General features: G+C 44.5%; 12 protein-coding genes. 9 read left to right on the forward strand and 3 right to left on the reverse strand.

The features are described from left to right. Positions 1–194 precede the first annotated feature (194 nt). Positions 195–914 carry a surface layer protein SlpC gene (locus AB3112_RS02910; RefSeq protein WP_239822821.1) on the reverse strand — a complete coding sequence of 240 codons (720 nt, stop codon included), beginning with the start codon at positions 912–914 and terminating at the stop codon, positions 195–197. A gap of 256 nt (positions 915–1,170) precedes the next feature. On the opposite strand from AB3112_RS02910, the gene AB3112_RS02915 reads away from it, so the two are divergent. The 6 genes from AB3112_RS02915 (at position 1,171) to AB3112_RS02940 (ending at position 9,604) form a co-directional block, all read left to right on the forward strand. Next, positions 1,171–3,015 (forward strand): N-acetylmuramoyl-L-alanine amidase, encoded by a 1,845-nt coding sequence (locus tag AB3112_RS02915; RefSeq protein WP_084997958.1) that lies wholly within the window; start codon positions 1,171–1,173, stop codon positions 3,013–3,015. Positions 3,016–3,272: 257 nt separating this feature from the next. Then, the gene (locus AB3112_RS02920) at positions 3,273–4,694 is read left to right on the forward strand and encodes an aspartate ammonia-lyase (protein ID WP_084972727.1); all 1,422 of its coding nucleotides are present in this window, start codon (positions 3,273–3,275) and stop codon (positions 4,692–4,694) included. Between the two features lie 281 nt (positions 4,695–4,975). Then, positions 4,976–7,765 (forward strand): cation-translocating P-type ATPase, encoded by a 2,790-nt coding sequence (locus AB3112_RS02925; RefSeq protein ID WP_367333932.1) that lies wholly within the window; start codon positions 4,976–4,978, stop codon positions 7,763–7,765. Between the two features lie 127 nt (positions 7,766–7,892). After that, on the forward strand, positions 7,893–8,345 hold the full coding sequence (locus AB3112_RS02930; RefSeq protein WP_057910083.1) for a MarR family winged helix-turn-helix transcriptional regulator: 453 nt from the start codon (positions 7,893–7,895) through the stop codon (positions 8,343–8,345). A 10-nt stretch (positions 8,346–8,355) separates the two neighbouring features. Beyond that, positions 8,356–8,871 carry a GNAT family N-acetyltransferase gene (locus AB3112_RS02935; RefSeq protein ID WP_239822820.1) on the forward strand — a complete coding sequence of 172 codons (516 nt, stop codon included), beginning with the start codon at positions 8,356–8,358 and terminating at the stop codon, positions 8,869–8,871. A 16-nt stretch (positions 8,872–8,887) separates the two neighbouring features. After that, complete coding sequence (locus AB3112_RS02940; RefSeq protein WP_057910081.1) at positions 8,888–9,604, forward strand: B3/4 domain-containing protein; 717 nt, start codon at positions 8,888–8,890, stop codon at positions 9,602–9,604. Positions 9,605–10,250: 646 nt separating this feature from the next. Here AB3112_RS02940 and AB3112_RS02945 read toward each other — a convergent pair. Both AB3112_RS02945 and AB3112_RS02950 read right to left on the reverse strand, forming a co-directional pair. Further along, positions 10,251–10,835: a zinc ribbon domain-containing protein gene (locus AB3112_RS02945; protein WP_057910080.1), complete on the reverse strand. Its 585-nt coding sequence runs from the start codon at positions 10,833–10,835 to the stop codon at positions 10,251–10,253. Between the two features lie 87 nt (positions 10,836–10,922). After that, positions 10,923–11,555: a DapH/DapD/GlmU-related protein gene (locus AB3112_RS02950; protein WP_367333930.1), complete on the reverse strand. Its 633-nt coding sequence runs from the start codon at positions 11,553–11,555 to the stop codon at positions 10,923–10,925. An 83-nt stretch (positions 11,556–11,638) separates the two neighbouring features. Between AB3112_RS02950 and AB3112_RS02955 the strand changes: the two genes are divergently transcribed. From AB3112_RS02955 to aldA, 3 genes are all read left to right on the forward strand, one after another. Continuing rightward, complete coding sequence (locus tag AB3112_RS02955; RefSeq protein ID WP_084972721.1) at positions 11,639–12,817, forward strand: NAD(P)-dependent oxidoreductase; 1,179 nt, start codon at positions 11,639–11,641, stop codon at positions 12,815–12,817. A gap of 284 nt (positions 12,818–13,101) precedes the next feature. After that, positions 13,102–14,223, forward strand: a complete 1,122-nt coding sequence (locus AB3112_RS02960; protein ID WP_367333931.1) for an NAD(P)-dependent alcohol dehydrogenase — start codon at positions 13,102–13,104, stop codon at positions 14,221–14,223. Between the two features lie 124 nt (positions 14,224–14,347). Continuing rightward, positions 14,348–15,823 carry an aldehyde dehydrogenase gene (aldA, locus tag AB3112_RS02965; RefSeq protein WP_057910076.1) on the forward strand — a complete coding sequence of 492 codons (1,476 nt, stop codon included), beginning with the start codon at positions 14,348–14,350 and terminating at the stop codon, positions 15,821–15,823. The last annotated feature ends 197 nt before the right edge of the window (positions 15,824–16,020 follow it).

Raw genomic sequence — 16,020 nt, forward strand, 5'->3', positions numbered from 1 at the left:
ATAACCAATTTATTGAGAAGGGTGAATTAAATTAAATCGTGTGTGTCAAATAGTGGTTTATATGATCTAATTAAAACCTGAGGCACTTAGCTGATGCCAGAATTTAAGCCCAGCAATCAAAATTCCAAAACATGGAATAATTGATTACTGGGCTTATTTTTTGGATTAACGCGTATTTTTTTAGCTCAATGTCGTTAACTTGCTGGAGAAGTTGAGACATCACTAATCCGGACCCAACCGTTAACTTGGGGATGGGCCGCGTCATTGACATAATAATAGGTCAGGTTGGCGCTGCGGCCATTTTGTTTGCTGCCGACTTTCGTGACGGTCAGTGGGTCTTGATAGAAGTCCGTTGTCGCATTTAAATTTCGGCCAACTTTATAATCCGTATAATCCGGTGCGACATAGGTAAGCGTTGAGGCCTTGGGTGTTGTGAAATAAAACGTTGTCGTTGCGACGTAATCAGGAACGGTCTGTTCTTTAAAGGTTTGAACAGCTTGAAGGCCGCCACTGACTTGAGTTGGATCATTGGTGGGATCGGTCGTCCCGGCATAAATCCAGCCGCGGTAGGTTTTATCAAATGAAACAACTTTCAAATACCATTTGCCGTTGGATAATTTGGCGGCACGATAGCCACGAAAATAAGTTTGACCGGAATCCGACGCGTTTTTAAGGGTTTTTAAGACAGCGGCTTTAGTTTGCACCTTGGTGGTTTTGCTGATTGGCAATTTTGAATAAAGGTCAGCTGTACCGGTGGGTAAATAATTTCGGGTATTGCCGGATGTTGTTAGTGGTAGATTGGTGGTTACGGTTAAGTTGCTTTTAGCCGCTGCAGGGGCGGCAGTAGCCGTTAACAATAACAAGCCCAATCCCAGTAATAACAGCCAATCGTGATGATTTCTAAATCGTTTCACAAAAATCCCTCCCAATTCGATATTTATTCACAAAGTATACACCCTCTTAGAGGAGAAAAATAGCCGTCTGCCGATATTTATTAAAATATCATTAAAGAAACTGACGTTCTTCCACCATACAATTCAGGTCATAAAACTTTATTTGCGATAAAAATGAGATAATTTATCATTTCTCGTATATTTTTCCACTGATTCGTTGTATTCTTATTGTAAATATAATGCTTATTCATGGATATTCATACAGAGGAGTGATGATATGAAGCTTGCAAAAAGGCCGTTATGGCTATTTTTAACAGCATTGTTGGTGTTCTTGATTGTGGGGGTAAATGAGGGTTCTCACGCGTTTGCCAAGACGGCGGCGATGGAAAATGAGTTTCAGCGGGCGGCAAAACGTTATCAGGTACCCGTTGCCTTATTAAAGGCGGTTTCTTACAATGAAAGCCGCTGGGATTCCCATTCAGGAAAGCCCAGTGTTGCCGGTGGCTATGGCGTCATGCATCTGACGGATGTCACGGGGTTGACCACCAGTGGCGCTGATTCTGCGGCCGTTAAGACGCCAAACGCTGCTTCACTGCATACCCTTCAAAAAGCGGCTAAATTGACAGGCCTCAGTGTTCATCAATTAAAGACGAATACCGCGGCCAACATTCAAGGCGGTGCTGCATTACTACGGTTCTATCAAAAATCCCTTGGGAAGTCCTTGACTGCCAACCTGAATTCCTGGTACGCTGCGGTTGCGAAGTACAGCCAGTCGGATTCAAAAGTGGCTGCCAATTATTTTGCGGAAAACGTTTATCAAATACTAAAGGATGGGGAAAGTCAAAATGGCATTACAATTGCCCCGCAGAAGGTGGTTCACTTGAAAGACCAATCGATTAATTCCGATTCTACAGCCTCTTCAACTGACGGCCCGAGTGGGTTGCCAATTGAATGGATTCCGGCACTCTATAAAGAATTTGACGATCAGGGCGATTACGGAAACTATGATCTGGCGGATCGGCCCAATGACATGAAAATTAACTACATTGTGATTCATAACACCGAAACCAGCTTTCAAGAAGCACTGGATTTATTCTCAACGCCGACTTATACCACGGCAAACTATGTCGTGAGTTCAGTCGAAGGAACTGTCGCTGAGATGGTCCGGCCGCAAAACGTTGCTTGGCATGCCGGAAATTGGTACATTAACTCGCATTCAATTGGCATTGAGCATGAAGGCTATGCGACGGTTGGCGGCTTCTGGTACACCGAGAATATGTACCGCTCGTCAGCAGCGTTGGTTAAATACCTTGCCAATCAATATGATATTCCACTGGACCGACAGCACATCATCGGCCACGACAACGTTCCGGGACTGACACCCGCAGCTCAAAAGACAATGCACTGGGATCCGGGAACATACTGGAACTGGGATCATTACTTTAGCTTGATGGGGGTTAACCTCCGTCAAAGCCAAGGGCGTACAGATTCAAGTATCATTACCATTACGCCTGACAGCCAGCACAATTTGACGGCGGATTCAGGTGAAAAGGTGACAGACGCTGGCGTCAATTTACCGTTGGCCGGCTCGAACTTCGTCTATCTGCATCAACAACCAAGTTTTAGCAGCTCCTTAATTGCGGATAAAGACTTCTCATCCGGCCAATCCGGGACCACGGAAAAAGATGATTGGGGCGACAAGGCTGTTTTTGGCCAGCAGTTTAATCAAATCGGCCAAAGTGGGGACTGGACGGAAATCACTTATGGCGGCCAAAACGCCTGGTTCTATAATCCAAATGGCGCTAATTCGACCTCAGCGACTGGCAAGCTGGTCACACCGAAAGGCAATAAAGCTGTTTCAGTGTATGGCAGTGCCTACCCAAGTAATCAAATTCTCAAGAAAAATAAAGTTACTGGCATTACGCCAACTCCGATTTATCAAATCCAACCGGGACAGAAATATGTCTACGGTGGGGAAGTCACGGCAGACTATTTCAACTCGCACTTTGATTCCAATAGTCCTAAGAACGTGATTCACGGAAATGAACGGTATTATCAAATCCAGTTTAATCACCGGATTGCATTTGTAAAAGCCGATGACGTTACATTGAGCAGTCATTAACAATTCGAAAAGCGGATCCAAACTATGGACCCGCTTTTAGTTTGCTCTGAACTACATGATAGATTATATGACATCACTGTTTTTGACCGAAACGATTTTTCTCTAAGATTGATTGCTGACATTCATGCGTTAGGTATTGGTATATATCTGATTAAACGCTTAAATTCAACTTTTGTGTTGACATTTATAAAAATGGGTATATATTAATAAACGTAAGTTGATGTTAAAAGATATCACATGAAATGAGGGAATTGAGAATGAGAATTGAAAAAGATTGCATTGGTGAAATGTTTGTACCTGATAACGTCCTGTATGGGATCCACTCTTTACGAGCAAAACATAATTTTCCGATTACAAATGAAAAAGTGGATCCTGCGATTATTCAAAGTTACCTTCAAATCAAAAAGGCGGCTGCCATCGCCAACGAAAAGGCCGGGACCCTGGATAAAGAAAAGAGCGACTTGATTGTGTCGGCATGTAATCAACTATTGTTTTCAAAAGATTACGATGCCTTCATTACACCCGCAATTCAGGGCGGTGCCGGCACTTCGACCAACATGAACGTCAATGAGGTTGTTTCCCAACTTGCCATGCGGATCAGTATAAAAAATGGCCGAGAAAAAGTTGAGATTCATCCAAACGATGACGTTAACCAGTCACAGTCAACCAACGATACATACCCGACTGCCGGAAAGATGGCGATGTTAAAACTATTACCAACACTGACGGCAGCGGTGAGTGACTTAGTTGACGCATTGAGTGATAAAGCAGATCAATATGCAACCGCCATTAAGGTCGGTCGGACTCAGCTTCAAGACGCCGTTCCAACAACTTTTGGGAAATCTTTCTCCGCATATGCGTCGATGTTTAAACGTGATTTGCAGCGCCTGAAAGGGACCCAAAAGTTATTATCAAAAGTAAGCCTTGGTGGGACTGCGATCGGCACCGGTATTAATGCTACTGCCGCCTACCAGGAAACAGTTGTTCCAGTTCTCAATAAAGTCTCACACCTTAGCTTGGTAAGTGCCAGTGACTTGGTTGATGCCACTCAGAGCAGCGATGCTTTTACGACATTTTCCGGGGCAATGAAGGCCTTGGCCGTTGATCTTTCCAAATTTTCAAACGACTTACGACTGTTATCCAGTGGTCCTCAGGCGGGTCTCAATGAAATCCAATTACCAAAAAAGGCAGCGGGATCGTCTATTATGCCCGGCAAAGTGAACCCAATTATCCCTGAGGTCGTTAACCAGGTCGCTTTTGAAGTGATTGGCAATGACGTGACGGTCACGATGGCGGCCGAGAGCGGACAGCTGGAATTAAATGCTTTTGAACCAATCATGTTTAAGAGTATCCTGACCAGTGAACAGCATTTGGCCCGGGCAATTGATACCTTGGTTGAAAACTGTGTCAGCGGCATTAAGGTCAACGTTGATGACTGCCGTTCTGAAGTTGAGCACTCCTCAATTTCTGCGACTGTCCTATCTCCGTTGTTAGGGTACGAAAAGACAACTTCGCTGATTAAAGAAGCCGTTTCTACGAAAAAATCCGTCAAAGAAATTGTAAAAGCAAAGCATCTGTTGCCGGATGCATTGGTTGACAACCTGTTCTCTCCTGAAGTGCTAACAAACGTCAGTCGAATCAAGGATGAACGTTCAGTTGCCGGTTCAAATTTGAATTAAATTTCCTCATTACATCTGAACCAACCTCAAGTTAGAGACAGAAATGTCAATTTTTGATCGCGTGATCAACCATTTAGGAGCCTCAATCAATCATTCCACACCAAGGGATAATCGATTGGGGCTCTTAATTTATGGGTTCAAACGGCTTGCCGTCTTAATTTCGTTTTTGAGTCCAAATAATTTGGATTTAAACGCCTTAAAACCGTTCACATTTTTTAATCGCGATATAATTGAGTTGTTAGGAACAACTATTTTATCGGTAAATTTGGGGTGAGTAAATGATACAGAAAAATAAGACGACGCTCATCGACGACTATGCCAAAGCAGACCCCACCGCGTTAATGAACCAGTTTCAAACTGGAAACGAGGGGCTATCTGGCGCTGAAGCCGAGAAGCGACTACAAAAGTATGGGCCAAATACCATCCAACAAGGGAAAAAGCGTTCTGAAATTCTGGTATTTCTAGCCAATTTTACGTCACTGATGGCGATTCTGCTGTGGGTATCCGGTATCATTGCGATGTTTGCCGGCATGATGGAACTGGGAATCGCAATTTGGGCGGTTAACGTGATTAACGGTTGTTTTTCATATTGGCAACAGCATGCGGCTCAAAAGGCGACCGATTCCTTGAAGAAAATGCTGCCGTCGTATGTAAAGGTTCGCCGAGACGGAAAGTCGCAGCAGATTCAAGTCGAGCAGTTGGTTCCAGGAGATGTGTTCGATATTCAGGCCGGTGATTCGATTCCGGCTGATGCCCGCGTGTTTAACACATCCAATCTACAGATTGACGAGTCGTCTTTGACCGGTGAATCTGTGCCAGTCGAAAAAAAGGCCGACTATCATCATGGTGACGGCGAGTTTGCCCAGCAAAACATCGTCTTTGCCGGAACAGTCTCAACAAGCGGGACGGCAACGGCATTAGCCTTGGCAACGGGGATGGATACGGAATTCGGCCGAATTGCAACGTTGACCCAATCACAGAAAAAGACGATTTATCCGCTGGAACGTGAGTTGAATCATTTAACCCGTCAGCTGACAATTATTGCGATCGGCATCGGGGTGGCGTTCTTCCTGTTGGCGATCTTCTTTGTGAAGTATCCGATTGCCAAATCATTCATCTTTGCTTTAGGGATGATCGTTGCCTTCATTCCCGAAGGCTTACTACCAACTGTGACGTTGTCTTTGGCTCAGGGAACCCAGCGAATGGCTAAAAAGCATGCCTTGCTGAAAAATTTAAGCAGTGTTGAAACGCTGGGCCAAACGACGGTGATTTGTTCAGATAAGACGGGAACCTTAACCCAAAATCAGATGACGATTAACCACATCTGGCTGCCCGGGAAAGAATATGATGTCACAGGAACCGGTTATCTGACCAACGGCAAAATTCAATTGAATGGAAAAGACGTTGATTTAGCCAACGAGCCTGATTTAAACAAGCTGCTGATTAACGCTACTATTAATAATGACACCGAGGTTACGGAGGGCAAAGCTGGCGAAAAGTCCAAAATACTGGGAACGCCAACTGAAGCCGGGTTAGTCATTCTTTCAAGGAAAGCCGGGATTGATGCCAAGGATGAACGGAAGGCTTATCCACGGCTAAAGGAACTGCCATTTGATTCCGATCGGAAATTGATGACGGTCATTACCAAGGATCCTTCCGGTCAGTTATTTATTAATACCAAAGGGGCGTTGGGCAGTGAATTGGCTATTTGTGACCGAATTTTGGATAATGGTCAAGTAAGGCCGATCACTGATCAGGACCGGGCCACAATCAATCAGGCTAACGAAACCTATTCCAAACAAGGGTTGCGGACGTTGGCGTTTTCCTACCGAATTGTCGACGGAGACGATCCGCTGGCCCACAAATCACTTGAGAGCTGCACCATTCAAAGTGCCGAAACGCACATGATATTTGTCGGTTTGACGATGATGTCAGATCCACCACGGCCAGAAATCTTTGATGCGGTTAAAAATTGTAAACGGGCCAGCATTCGAATTATCATGGTTACCGGCGACAGCCCCATCACTGCCAAAAGTATTGCAACTCGAATTGGGATTACGTCGGATAAAGCCCGCGTGATTTCTGGTGATGAACTCGACAAAATGTCTGATGACGACCTTCAACAGGCGGTCAAAGGTGAGGTCATCTTTGCTCGAGTTGCCCCTGAGCATAAATTTAGAATTGTATCGATGTGTCAAAAAAATGGCGATGTCGTGGCGTCAACCGGCGATGGTGTCAACGATGCCCCAGCCTTAAAACGGGCTGATATCGGTATCGCGATGGGGGTCACTGGAACCGACGTTGCCAAGGATGCCGCCGATATGATTTTGACCGACGATAACTTTGCTTCAATTGTCAGTGCAATTGAAGAAGGGCGGACGGTTTACAGTAACTTACAAAAGTTTCTTCTATATATATTGACCAGTAACGTGCCGGAAGCCGCACCGTCGGTTATTTTCCTGGTCACTCGTGGCCTGGTGCCGCTGCCGCTGACGGTTATGCAGATTTTGACCGTTGACTTAGGAACTGACCTGCTGCCGGCTTTAGGGCTGGGAACCGAAAAAGCAGAGCCGGGCATTATGGACCAGCCACCACGGCCGTTAAACAGTCATCTGCTAAACCGGTCGATTATCTGGAAGGCCTTCGGCTGGTATGGCTTGATTGCGTCTGTTGTGTCGACTGCGGCGTACTTCTACGTCAACCACGTCAATGGTTGGCCAAATGTGCCACTCGCAGGCTCCGGCATGGTCTATGCGGAAGCGACGACGATTACGTTGGGGGCGATTGTCTTCTCACAGATTGCAGCTGCCATGAACTGTCGAACCCAAATCTCGTCAGTCTTTTCAATTGGACTTTTCAGTAATCATCGAATCCTCACGGGGATTGTGGTTGAAGTTGTGTTGATTGCGTTGTTAATGTACGTGCCGTTCCTACAAGGCGTCTTTAACACTGGACCACTAAACTTATCAGAATGGATCTTCCTGTTCTGTATTCCGGTGCCGATCTTCTTGATTGAAGAACTGCGAAAGTATATTGTTCGTCGAATCAAAAGGGTGCCAAAAGTTGCTTAAATATGCTCATGAATGGGGTTCAACGTCATTGATCGTTGAACCTTTTTATTTACGACAAGCCAAATATATTGTTGCATTTACAACAATAATGTTTTAAAATAATAGTCATTGATAGGAGGCGACGTTTGTGGCCGAAATTTTACGTCCGATCGGGATCATTGCCCGAGCCCTGGATTCAATTGCCAACGTTGAATTTAAGCAATTTGATTTAACCAAGGGCCAGCACCTTTACTTGGTTCGAATCTGTGAGAACCCGGGGATTTTTCAAGACCAGTTGGCTGAATTGATTAAGGTTGATCGAACAACCGCCGCGCGGGCAATTAAGAAGCTTGAAGAAAAGGGCTTTGTAACCAAAAGAGCCGATACGGCTAATAAAAAAATCCGCCGAATTTACCCGACTGAAAAAGCGCGCAGAACGTATCCCAATATTTTGCGGGAGAATGTTTATTCCAATCAAGTCGCTTTAAAGTCGCTTTCAACGGACGAAGCTGATGAACTTGAACGCTTATTGGAAAAAGTCAGCGACAACATCGATGAAGACTGGCACTATGTTAAGAAGGGCAATCGGCGAACTTATTAAGGAGATTACAGTGACAATTACGATTAGAAAATGTACGTTAGCAGATATTCCAGCTTTGCAGGCAATTAGCCGAGAAACTTTTGCGGATACCTTTGGATCAGAAAATTCTCCAGAAGATTTAGCAAATTACTTAGACGAATCATATAGTCAAGCTCAGCTTAAACAAGAGCTGCAGGATCCAAACTCTGAGTTTTACTTTGCTTACGATGATGACCAACTTGCAGCTTATCTCAAGGTGAACGTGGGCGACTCTCAAACCGAAGAAATGGGGAAAAACGCATTTGAAATTCAGCGAATCTATGTCCTGACTCAGTTCAAGCGTCGCCACATTGGCTCACAACTGATGACCAAGGCACTTGAACTCGCCCGCCAGCATCATAGCAGCACCGTTTGGCTAGGCGTATGGGAATATAATTTACCCGCTCAGGGGATGTATAAACACTTTGGGTTTAAGCAGACCGGAGATCACGTGTTTACCCTTGGAGAAAGCCGCCAACGGGATTTGATCATGACAAAGACATTATAAATATTGGAGGATATTCATGAAAAAATTTATTTTGGATCCAAAAACAATTGAGCTGTTTCCTGAAATTCAGATTAACGTTATGACACTTCATGGCATTGATAACCATGTTAATGAAAAAGACGATCCTTATTTTCAGAAGTTATTGGATGAAGGCACGGCTGCAGCTGAACAATTTATTACCGTAGAACCGTTCCGCGATAACCCGGTTGTCGCTGAATGGCGGGAAGCATTCCGCAAGTTTAAGACCAAAAAGGGAGCCCGCTCGACGATTGAAGCCCTCTTAAAACGGGTCAGCCACGGCAAAATATTTTCGCCAATCGCACCGCTGGTTGATATTTATAATAGTCAATCATTAAAATACGGAGTTTCTGTTGGCGGAGAAAACGTGGACGCCATTGTTGGCGATATGCACTTGGGTGAGGCCAAGGGTGGCGAATCGTTCTTGCCATATGGTGAAACTGAAGATATGCCAGCATTGCCGGGAGAAATTTGCTACATGGACGATGAAGGCGCAGTCTGCCGCTGCTTTAACTGGCGCGAAAATCAACGGACCGAGTTGACTGAAGACACGACGAATCCAATTATCGATATTGAATCCATTACGAAAGAACAGGCAGAACGTGCGGAGATTGCGATTCGAGAAATTCAACGCCTATGCAAAGACTATTTTGGCGTGGAAGGCGAACTTCAAACGTTAACCGCAGATCATCCCGAAATCGTCATTGCGAAATGATGTCAAAAAAAATAGGCTGAGTCAAAAGTGTGAACTTTTGACTCAACCTTTTTTTAGTCATTCCATATGAACAAGCTAAAACGTATGACGACGGCCGGCTGAAAGCCTGCTTAGCATACTTGGCAGTCGGCTATCTCGGCCATTTAAGCCCAGCAACTAATTATTCCCAAACCAGAAATAAGCGATTGCTGGGCTTGAATTCTGGGGTCACAGTGTCTTTTGCGCCTTTTAACTGCTTTAGTGGTTTTATCTTGTTATAAGTGTGACTTTGGGGGGCTGTTACCTAGTGGAAACGTGCTTCCCAGAGCAGTAACCTGCACCTAAGCCAACTTTCGGCGAAATCAAACTCGATTCCCCCGAAAGTTGGCTTAGGCTCCGGTTACTATTCGCTCTGTCCAGCACTCTAAACGTGCTCTGACGACCCAAACTCCTACTACACAAGCTAAAAGGCTCAGCGACGAACTAACCGTTCATCACCGAGCCTTTCAGCTTGTGCTCCGGAGTCTAACCGGGTTTTGTCGCACCAAACGTGCTTCACGAACCAACTTCCTCCGCTTAATCCGATAACTGGTTTCGACGCGAGTTCAGCGTCAAAACCAGTTATCAAATTAATGCTTGGAAGTTACCCGGTTCGCTGCGCACTCTCTCACTTTTTATACTTATCTGCAATATTGTACTTAACGGTGCCACTATCTATCTTTAGTAAGACTTTTTTCTTGTCATGCTTATCGACAACCTTGAACTTGGCGTACTCCGGGTTGGCGTAGACTTTATGAAACGCTTTGGAGCGATCACGTGAGCGGTTGACCAAATAATCCCACTTTGCAGGTTTGCCGGCTTTTAGATCCTTGACGGCCTTACTGTCTGAGCTGATCTTAATGGTCACGCCTTTTTTCTTGTCCGCTTTCACGGATGGCTTCTTGCCATAAGGTGTCTTGTCCTGGGCGTTAAACAAGTACTGATTCAGCTCCCTGGCAACTGTCTTGTGTCCCGGACCGTCCTGTAAGGTAAACAGACTGCCGACAAAATAAATGACCAAACCAGCAACCACTAACGAGATAAACTTACCAACCGGCTTTTGGTACCACTTTAAAATCCGCTTGACGTCTTGATTATTAACCTCATCTTCATCAAGCCATGGTTGCTTTGCGCCACAATAAGGGCAAAAGTTTGAGTAGGCAGGAATGGTTTTGCCACACATCACACACGACTTCGTCTTTTCTTCAGACATTCTTCTTGTTCCTCCAATGCGTATCCATGCTAATATACCAACTAATTATAGCAAAGATTTAGCGGTTGCGGACAAGTAAGTGATAAATTATGCTTCATTGGGGAGGTGCTTATTGATAAATTCCTTAATTGGTAATCTGAAATCAAGATAGTATTTCTCTAAATCTTCTCTCGACCAATTCCACCAGGCGATCTTTTCCAGATCGGCCTTTACTTCGTCAGGGAAGCGATCCTTGATCGGTTTGGCGGGAATCCCCCCAACAATGGTGTATGGTTCCACGTCTTTTGTGACCACGGCACCCGAGCCGATGACGGCGCCGTCACCAACTGTCACGCCAGCTTGAATAATGACGCCGTGGCCAATCCAAACGTCGTTGCCAATGGTTGTCCGCAAGTGTGTCCGCTTTTCCAAAAATTCGGTGTCCGGATGACCAAAGCCATAAGCGCCGCCATTATAAGCAAAAATATGTTGCGCGGGGCGATCATAAGGATGATTGGTCGGCCCAATACGAATCATCGCCGCCATACTGATGAATTTCTTGAGGTCACTATTTTGAATGAAACAGTACTGGCCTGTGTAAGTATAGTCACCAACTGAACTATTATCGATTAAATTGCTGCTTCCTATTTCCACCCATTCCCCGAATGTAGTATTCTTGGTTTGAGTCATTTTTCCAATCGTTGGTTTATCCTTTGATAGTTTGACGAAATCAATGTGCATACGACCAACCTCTTTCTCAAAAATAATTTTCTAAGAACCATTATAATATTTTTTTGACCATTTTAGTTAAAAGGAGCTTACAAATGTTTGAAGTAAAAACAATTGATCGGTTTGATCTAACCGATTTTGCCGGGGATGTCTTTCGCACCTCCAATACCGATACACCGGATGCGATTCTGGTTCGAAGTTCCAAAGTCGATGACCGCTTGATTTCAAAGCGATTGTTATTGATTGCCCGGTCCGGAACCGGGACCAATACCATTAACGTTGAGGCTGCGACAGCCAATGGAACGGCGGTTTTCAACACGCCCGGCGTCAATGCCAACGCGGTCAAAGAGTTAATCATTCAAAATTTGTTCAGATGTTTGCGCCCATTAAACGGGGCTGTTGAAATGATGAAACAATTGCGCGTTGGACCGGACGAAGATCTCCAAGAAGCCGCAGAAGCCAAACGGGTAGATTTTATTGGCGAGGAACTTTATGGCCGGACATTAGGAATCCTTGGCTTGGGAACTATTGGCCAACGGTTGGCGGACGCCTGTTATCACATGGGGATGCAGGTGATTGGCTATAACCGGAGTTTTAAGAACCTCCGCCACGTTCAACAGTTGGACACCATTGACGAAGTTTTGGAACAAGCGGACTTTGTGGTTGTTTTACTGCCATTAACCGATGATACCCGCGGCTTACTGTCAACGAAACAATTTGAAACGATGAAGGATACTGCTTACTTGCTGAACTTTGGTCGGGGCGACATTGTTGATAATCAGGCGGTTGTCTCAGCGTTGAACCACAATGAGTTTGCCGGGTATGTATCTGATTTTCCCAAGACAATTTTACAGGACCATCCAAAGATTACCCTGCTGCCTCACCTTGGTGGCAATACGATTGAAGCACTGACTCATTCCGCCAATTTGATCCTCCAAAATTTACTGGATTTCTTGGAGTATGGAACGGTCCGGAATTCAATCAATTTCCCCAGAGTTGATTTGCCATTCATGAGTAATCAGCGGCTGACGTTCTTCTTTCACGCTCGGGACAATATGTGGGTTGACGTCGCCAATATTTTGAACAGCTATGATTTGCCGGTTCAAGAAATGATGGGAAATACCCAGGACGGCTATGGGTATACAATCGTGAATACGGATTTATCCACCGTTTCTAAAGAGCGGAAGCAAAAACTGCTTAGTGAACTCGATCAAATTGAAGGGATGTTGCGAGTTCGCCTGTTGAATAACCCGACACAGGGGGAATGGCAATAATTTTATACGAAACGTTTCACAATCTTGAACTTTTTTGAGATTATGAAAGTGAAAGGCAGAGTATGGGTTTCATCATTTTATGATTGTGTTTCACAAATAAAATCAAAAACAACTATTGTAATTAATTTTCATCTGCCTATAATAAGCATTGTAAGCGGTTGTTAGTTGAAAAAAGCAAATGATTCTTTCACATAGAATTCCCACGGAGTTCGAATTAATCATTTGCTTTTCAATTAATTATGATTGCTCACTAATTAACAAAATAAATAGTTGGAGATGTGATTATGCGAATCAAAGCAGCTGTTGTTAACAAAAAAGGCGGAGATTTTGAAATTAAAGATGACGTCGAATTAGCAGATATGCAACCAGACGACTTACAAGTTCATATGGTTGCGAGTGGCATTTGCCATTCTGACGAAGCATTACGTAAAGGAACCGCCGAAATTGGTTATCCAATTGTTCTTGGTCACGAAGGATCAGGAATCGTTGAAAAAGTTGGATCCGAAGTTAAAGATTTCAAACCAGGTGATCACGTTGTTCTTTCATTTTATGGATGTGGCAACTGTATCAACTGTTTGAAGGGAATTCCACCTCAGTGCTTGAATTACGCAGCCAACAACTTGTCAGGTGTTCGTCCTGACGGCAGTGCTCACTTCACCGAAAACGGCCACCAAGTTGCCGATATGTTTGATCAATCATCATTCACCACGACAACCGTTGTTCGTGAACGAAATGCCGTTAAGGTACCCAAGGATTTGGATTTGCGTCAACTTGGACCTCTCGGCTGTGGTTATGTCACTGGTAGTGGCACTGTCTTTAACACATTGAAGCCGGAACCGGGTTCAACCATTGCTGTCTTTGGGACTGGAGCTGTTGGCCTCGCCGCTATGATGGCTGGTCGAATCTCTGGATGCACCCGCGTTATTGCCGTAGATATCGTCCCTGACCGTTTGAAGTTGGCCAAGGAGTTAGGTGCTACTGATGCGATTAACAGTAAGGATGAAGATCCGGTTAAAGCAATCCAAGATTTGACTGATGGTTATGGAGTGGACTACGCGGTTGATACGACTGGTGTCACATCCGTTATGGAAGCATCAATCAAGGCCTTGGCTCAAGGCGGAACGACCGCAACGATTGCAGTTACCGATCAACACGTCGATTTGGATACATGGAACGATCTTTGTGTCAGCGATCGTAAAGTCGTTGGTGTCAACATGGGCGATTCAATTCCACAAGTTGACATTCCACGTTTGATCAGATTCTACAAATTAGGATTGTTTGACTTCGACAAGACTGAAAAGTTCTACAAGTTTGATGACATTAATCAAGCAAATGCTGATTCAGTTAGCGGAAAGACGATCAAACCTGTCTTGATCATTGACGAAGACTACAAGCCAGGAAAATAACGTTTAAACAGTTTTCATTAAACGAACGCACCAAAGTTTCATCTAAAAAATCAAATATTTGTTCCTGCCACATGGCGTTCAATTACACTGTTTCGACAGGTAAAAATGAAGGGGAGCAATTATTATGGCACAAAATGCTGTTGCATTAAAACATTATCAAATGTACATTAACGGAAAGTTTATGGATTCAAAGTCAGGTAACGAAATTACGGTTTTAAACCCATCAACTGGTGAAAAGATTTCAACGGTCCCTGCCGCAACCCGTGAAGAAGCTCAAGAAGCTATCGATGCTGCTTATGAAGCTCAAAAATCATGGAAGAAAGTTCCAGCTGCAACCCGTGGCCAATATTTGCACGACGTCGCAACTGAAGTTCGTAACGAAAAGGATCACTTGGTTGAAATGCTTCAAGAAGAACAGGGCAAGATCAAGTCATTAGCAACCACTGAAATCATGTTTTCAGCTGATTACTTTGACTACATGGCAAGTGCTGCTCGGACATACGAAGGTGAAATTCTTCAATCTGACAACAAGAACGAAAACATCATGATTGCCAAACAACCAATTGGTGTTGCTGCCGGAATCTTACCATGGAACTTCCCATTCTTCTTAATTGCCCGTAAAATGGGTCCAGCTTTGGTAACTGGTAACACCATCGTGATGAAGCCATCTTCAGACACACCAAACTTGGGTCTTGAATTTGCGAAGATCTGTGAAAAAGTTGGCATTCCAAAGGGTGTTGTGAACATCATCTCTGGTCGTGGATCAGTTGTTGGTGACGAGCTCACCAAAAACAAGAAGGTTGGCATTATCAGCTTGACTGGTTCTGTTGATTCAGGTAAGCGTGTGATGGCCGGTGCCGCAACTCATATGGCAAAGGTTTCACTTGAATTGGGTGGTAAAGCACCAGCCATTGTCTGCAAGGATGCTGACATTGATTTGGCTGTTCAATCAATTATTGACTCACGTGTCGATAACAATGGTCAACTTTGCAACAACTGTGAACGGGTTTACGTTCAAGAAGATGTTGCCGATGAATTCATCAAGAAGTTGTCAGACAAAATGTCCAAGATCACTGTCGGAAACGTTATGAAAGACGACAACATCGGCATGGGTCCACTGATTAACCAAGAAGCTTTGGACAAGGTTGCTGGAATGGTTGACCGGGCTGTCAAAGCAGGCGGCAAGATCACCGCTGGTGGTCACAAGTTGAACATCGAAAACGGCTTCTACTACGAACCAACTGTTATTACCAACGTCAAGCAAGACTCAGAAATTGTTCAAGACGAAATCTTTGGCCCAGTACTTCCAGTATTGACCTTCAAGACTTTGGATGACGCAATTGAAATGGCAAATGATTCGGACTTCGGTTTGACTTCATCAATCTTCACAGAGAATTTGGACAACGCAATGCGTGCTGCCAATGAACTCGAAGATGGTGAAACCTACATCAACCGATTCAACTTTGAAGCAATGAATGGTTCACACTCAGGTTGGAAAGAATCAGGAATTGGTGGAGACGATGGTCGCCACGGCATCGAAGAATTCTTGAATACCCACGTTATCTACCTTCAGGGACATCCTGAAAAGGCAAGGGGATAAAATCCAGAGTGCGTACCAAGCCGGTTAGCTTTTGAGCATTAGTGTAACAACAGACTTTAACGCGGTACGCGTTGAAGTCTGTTGTTGGACTAAGCGGAGAAAGCTGGCTTGGGGAGCACGTTTTCTCCAAATATTAGTACACCGCTAACACAAACAACAGAAGACTCCGGCGCACGAAAAAAGCTCAGCGATGAAAT

Origin of the sequence: Lentilactobacillus sp., assembly GCF_040773105.1 — a bacterium.
GTDB classification, from domain to species: domain Bacteria; phylum Bacillota; class Bacilli; order Lactobacillales; family Lactobacillaceae; genus Lentilactobacillus; species Lentilactobacillus parabuchneri.

Coding starts and splice junctions, on each gene's coding strand:
- AB3112_RS02950 (WP_367333930.1), bottom strand. CDS start 11,555: ATGCACATTGATTTCGTCAAACTATCAAAGGATAAACCAACGATTGGA.
- AB3112_RS02945 (WP_057910080.1), bottom strand. CDS start 10,835: ATGTCTGAAGAAAAGACGAAGTCGTGTGTGATGTGTGGCAAAACCATT.
- aldA (WP_057910076.1), top strand. CDS start 14,348: ATGGCACAAAATGCTGTTGCATTAAAACATTATCAAATGTACATTAAC.
- AB3112_RS02955 (WP_084972721.1), top strand. CDS start 11,639: ATGTTTGAAGTAAAAACAATTGATCGGTTTGATCTAACCGATTTTGCC.
- AB3112_RS02920 (WP_084972727.1), top strand. CDS start 3,273: ATGAGAATTGAAAAAGATTGCATTGGTGAAATGTTTGTACCTGATAAC.
- AB3112_RS02915 (WP_084997958.1), top strand. CDS start 1,171: ATGAAGCTTGCAAAAAGGCCGTTATGGCTATTTTTAACAGCATTGTTG.
- AB3112_RS02940 (WP_057910081.1), top strand. CDS start 8,888: ATGAAAAAATTTATTTTGGATCCAAAAACAATTGAGCTGTTTCCTGAA.
- AB3112_RS02960 (WP_367333931.1), top strand. CDS start 13,102: ATGCGAATCAAAGCAGCTGTTGTTAACAAAAAAGGCGGAGATTTTGAA.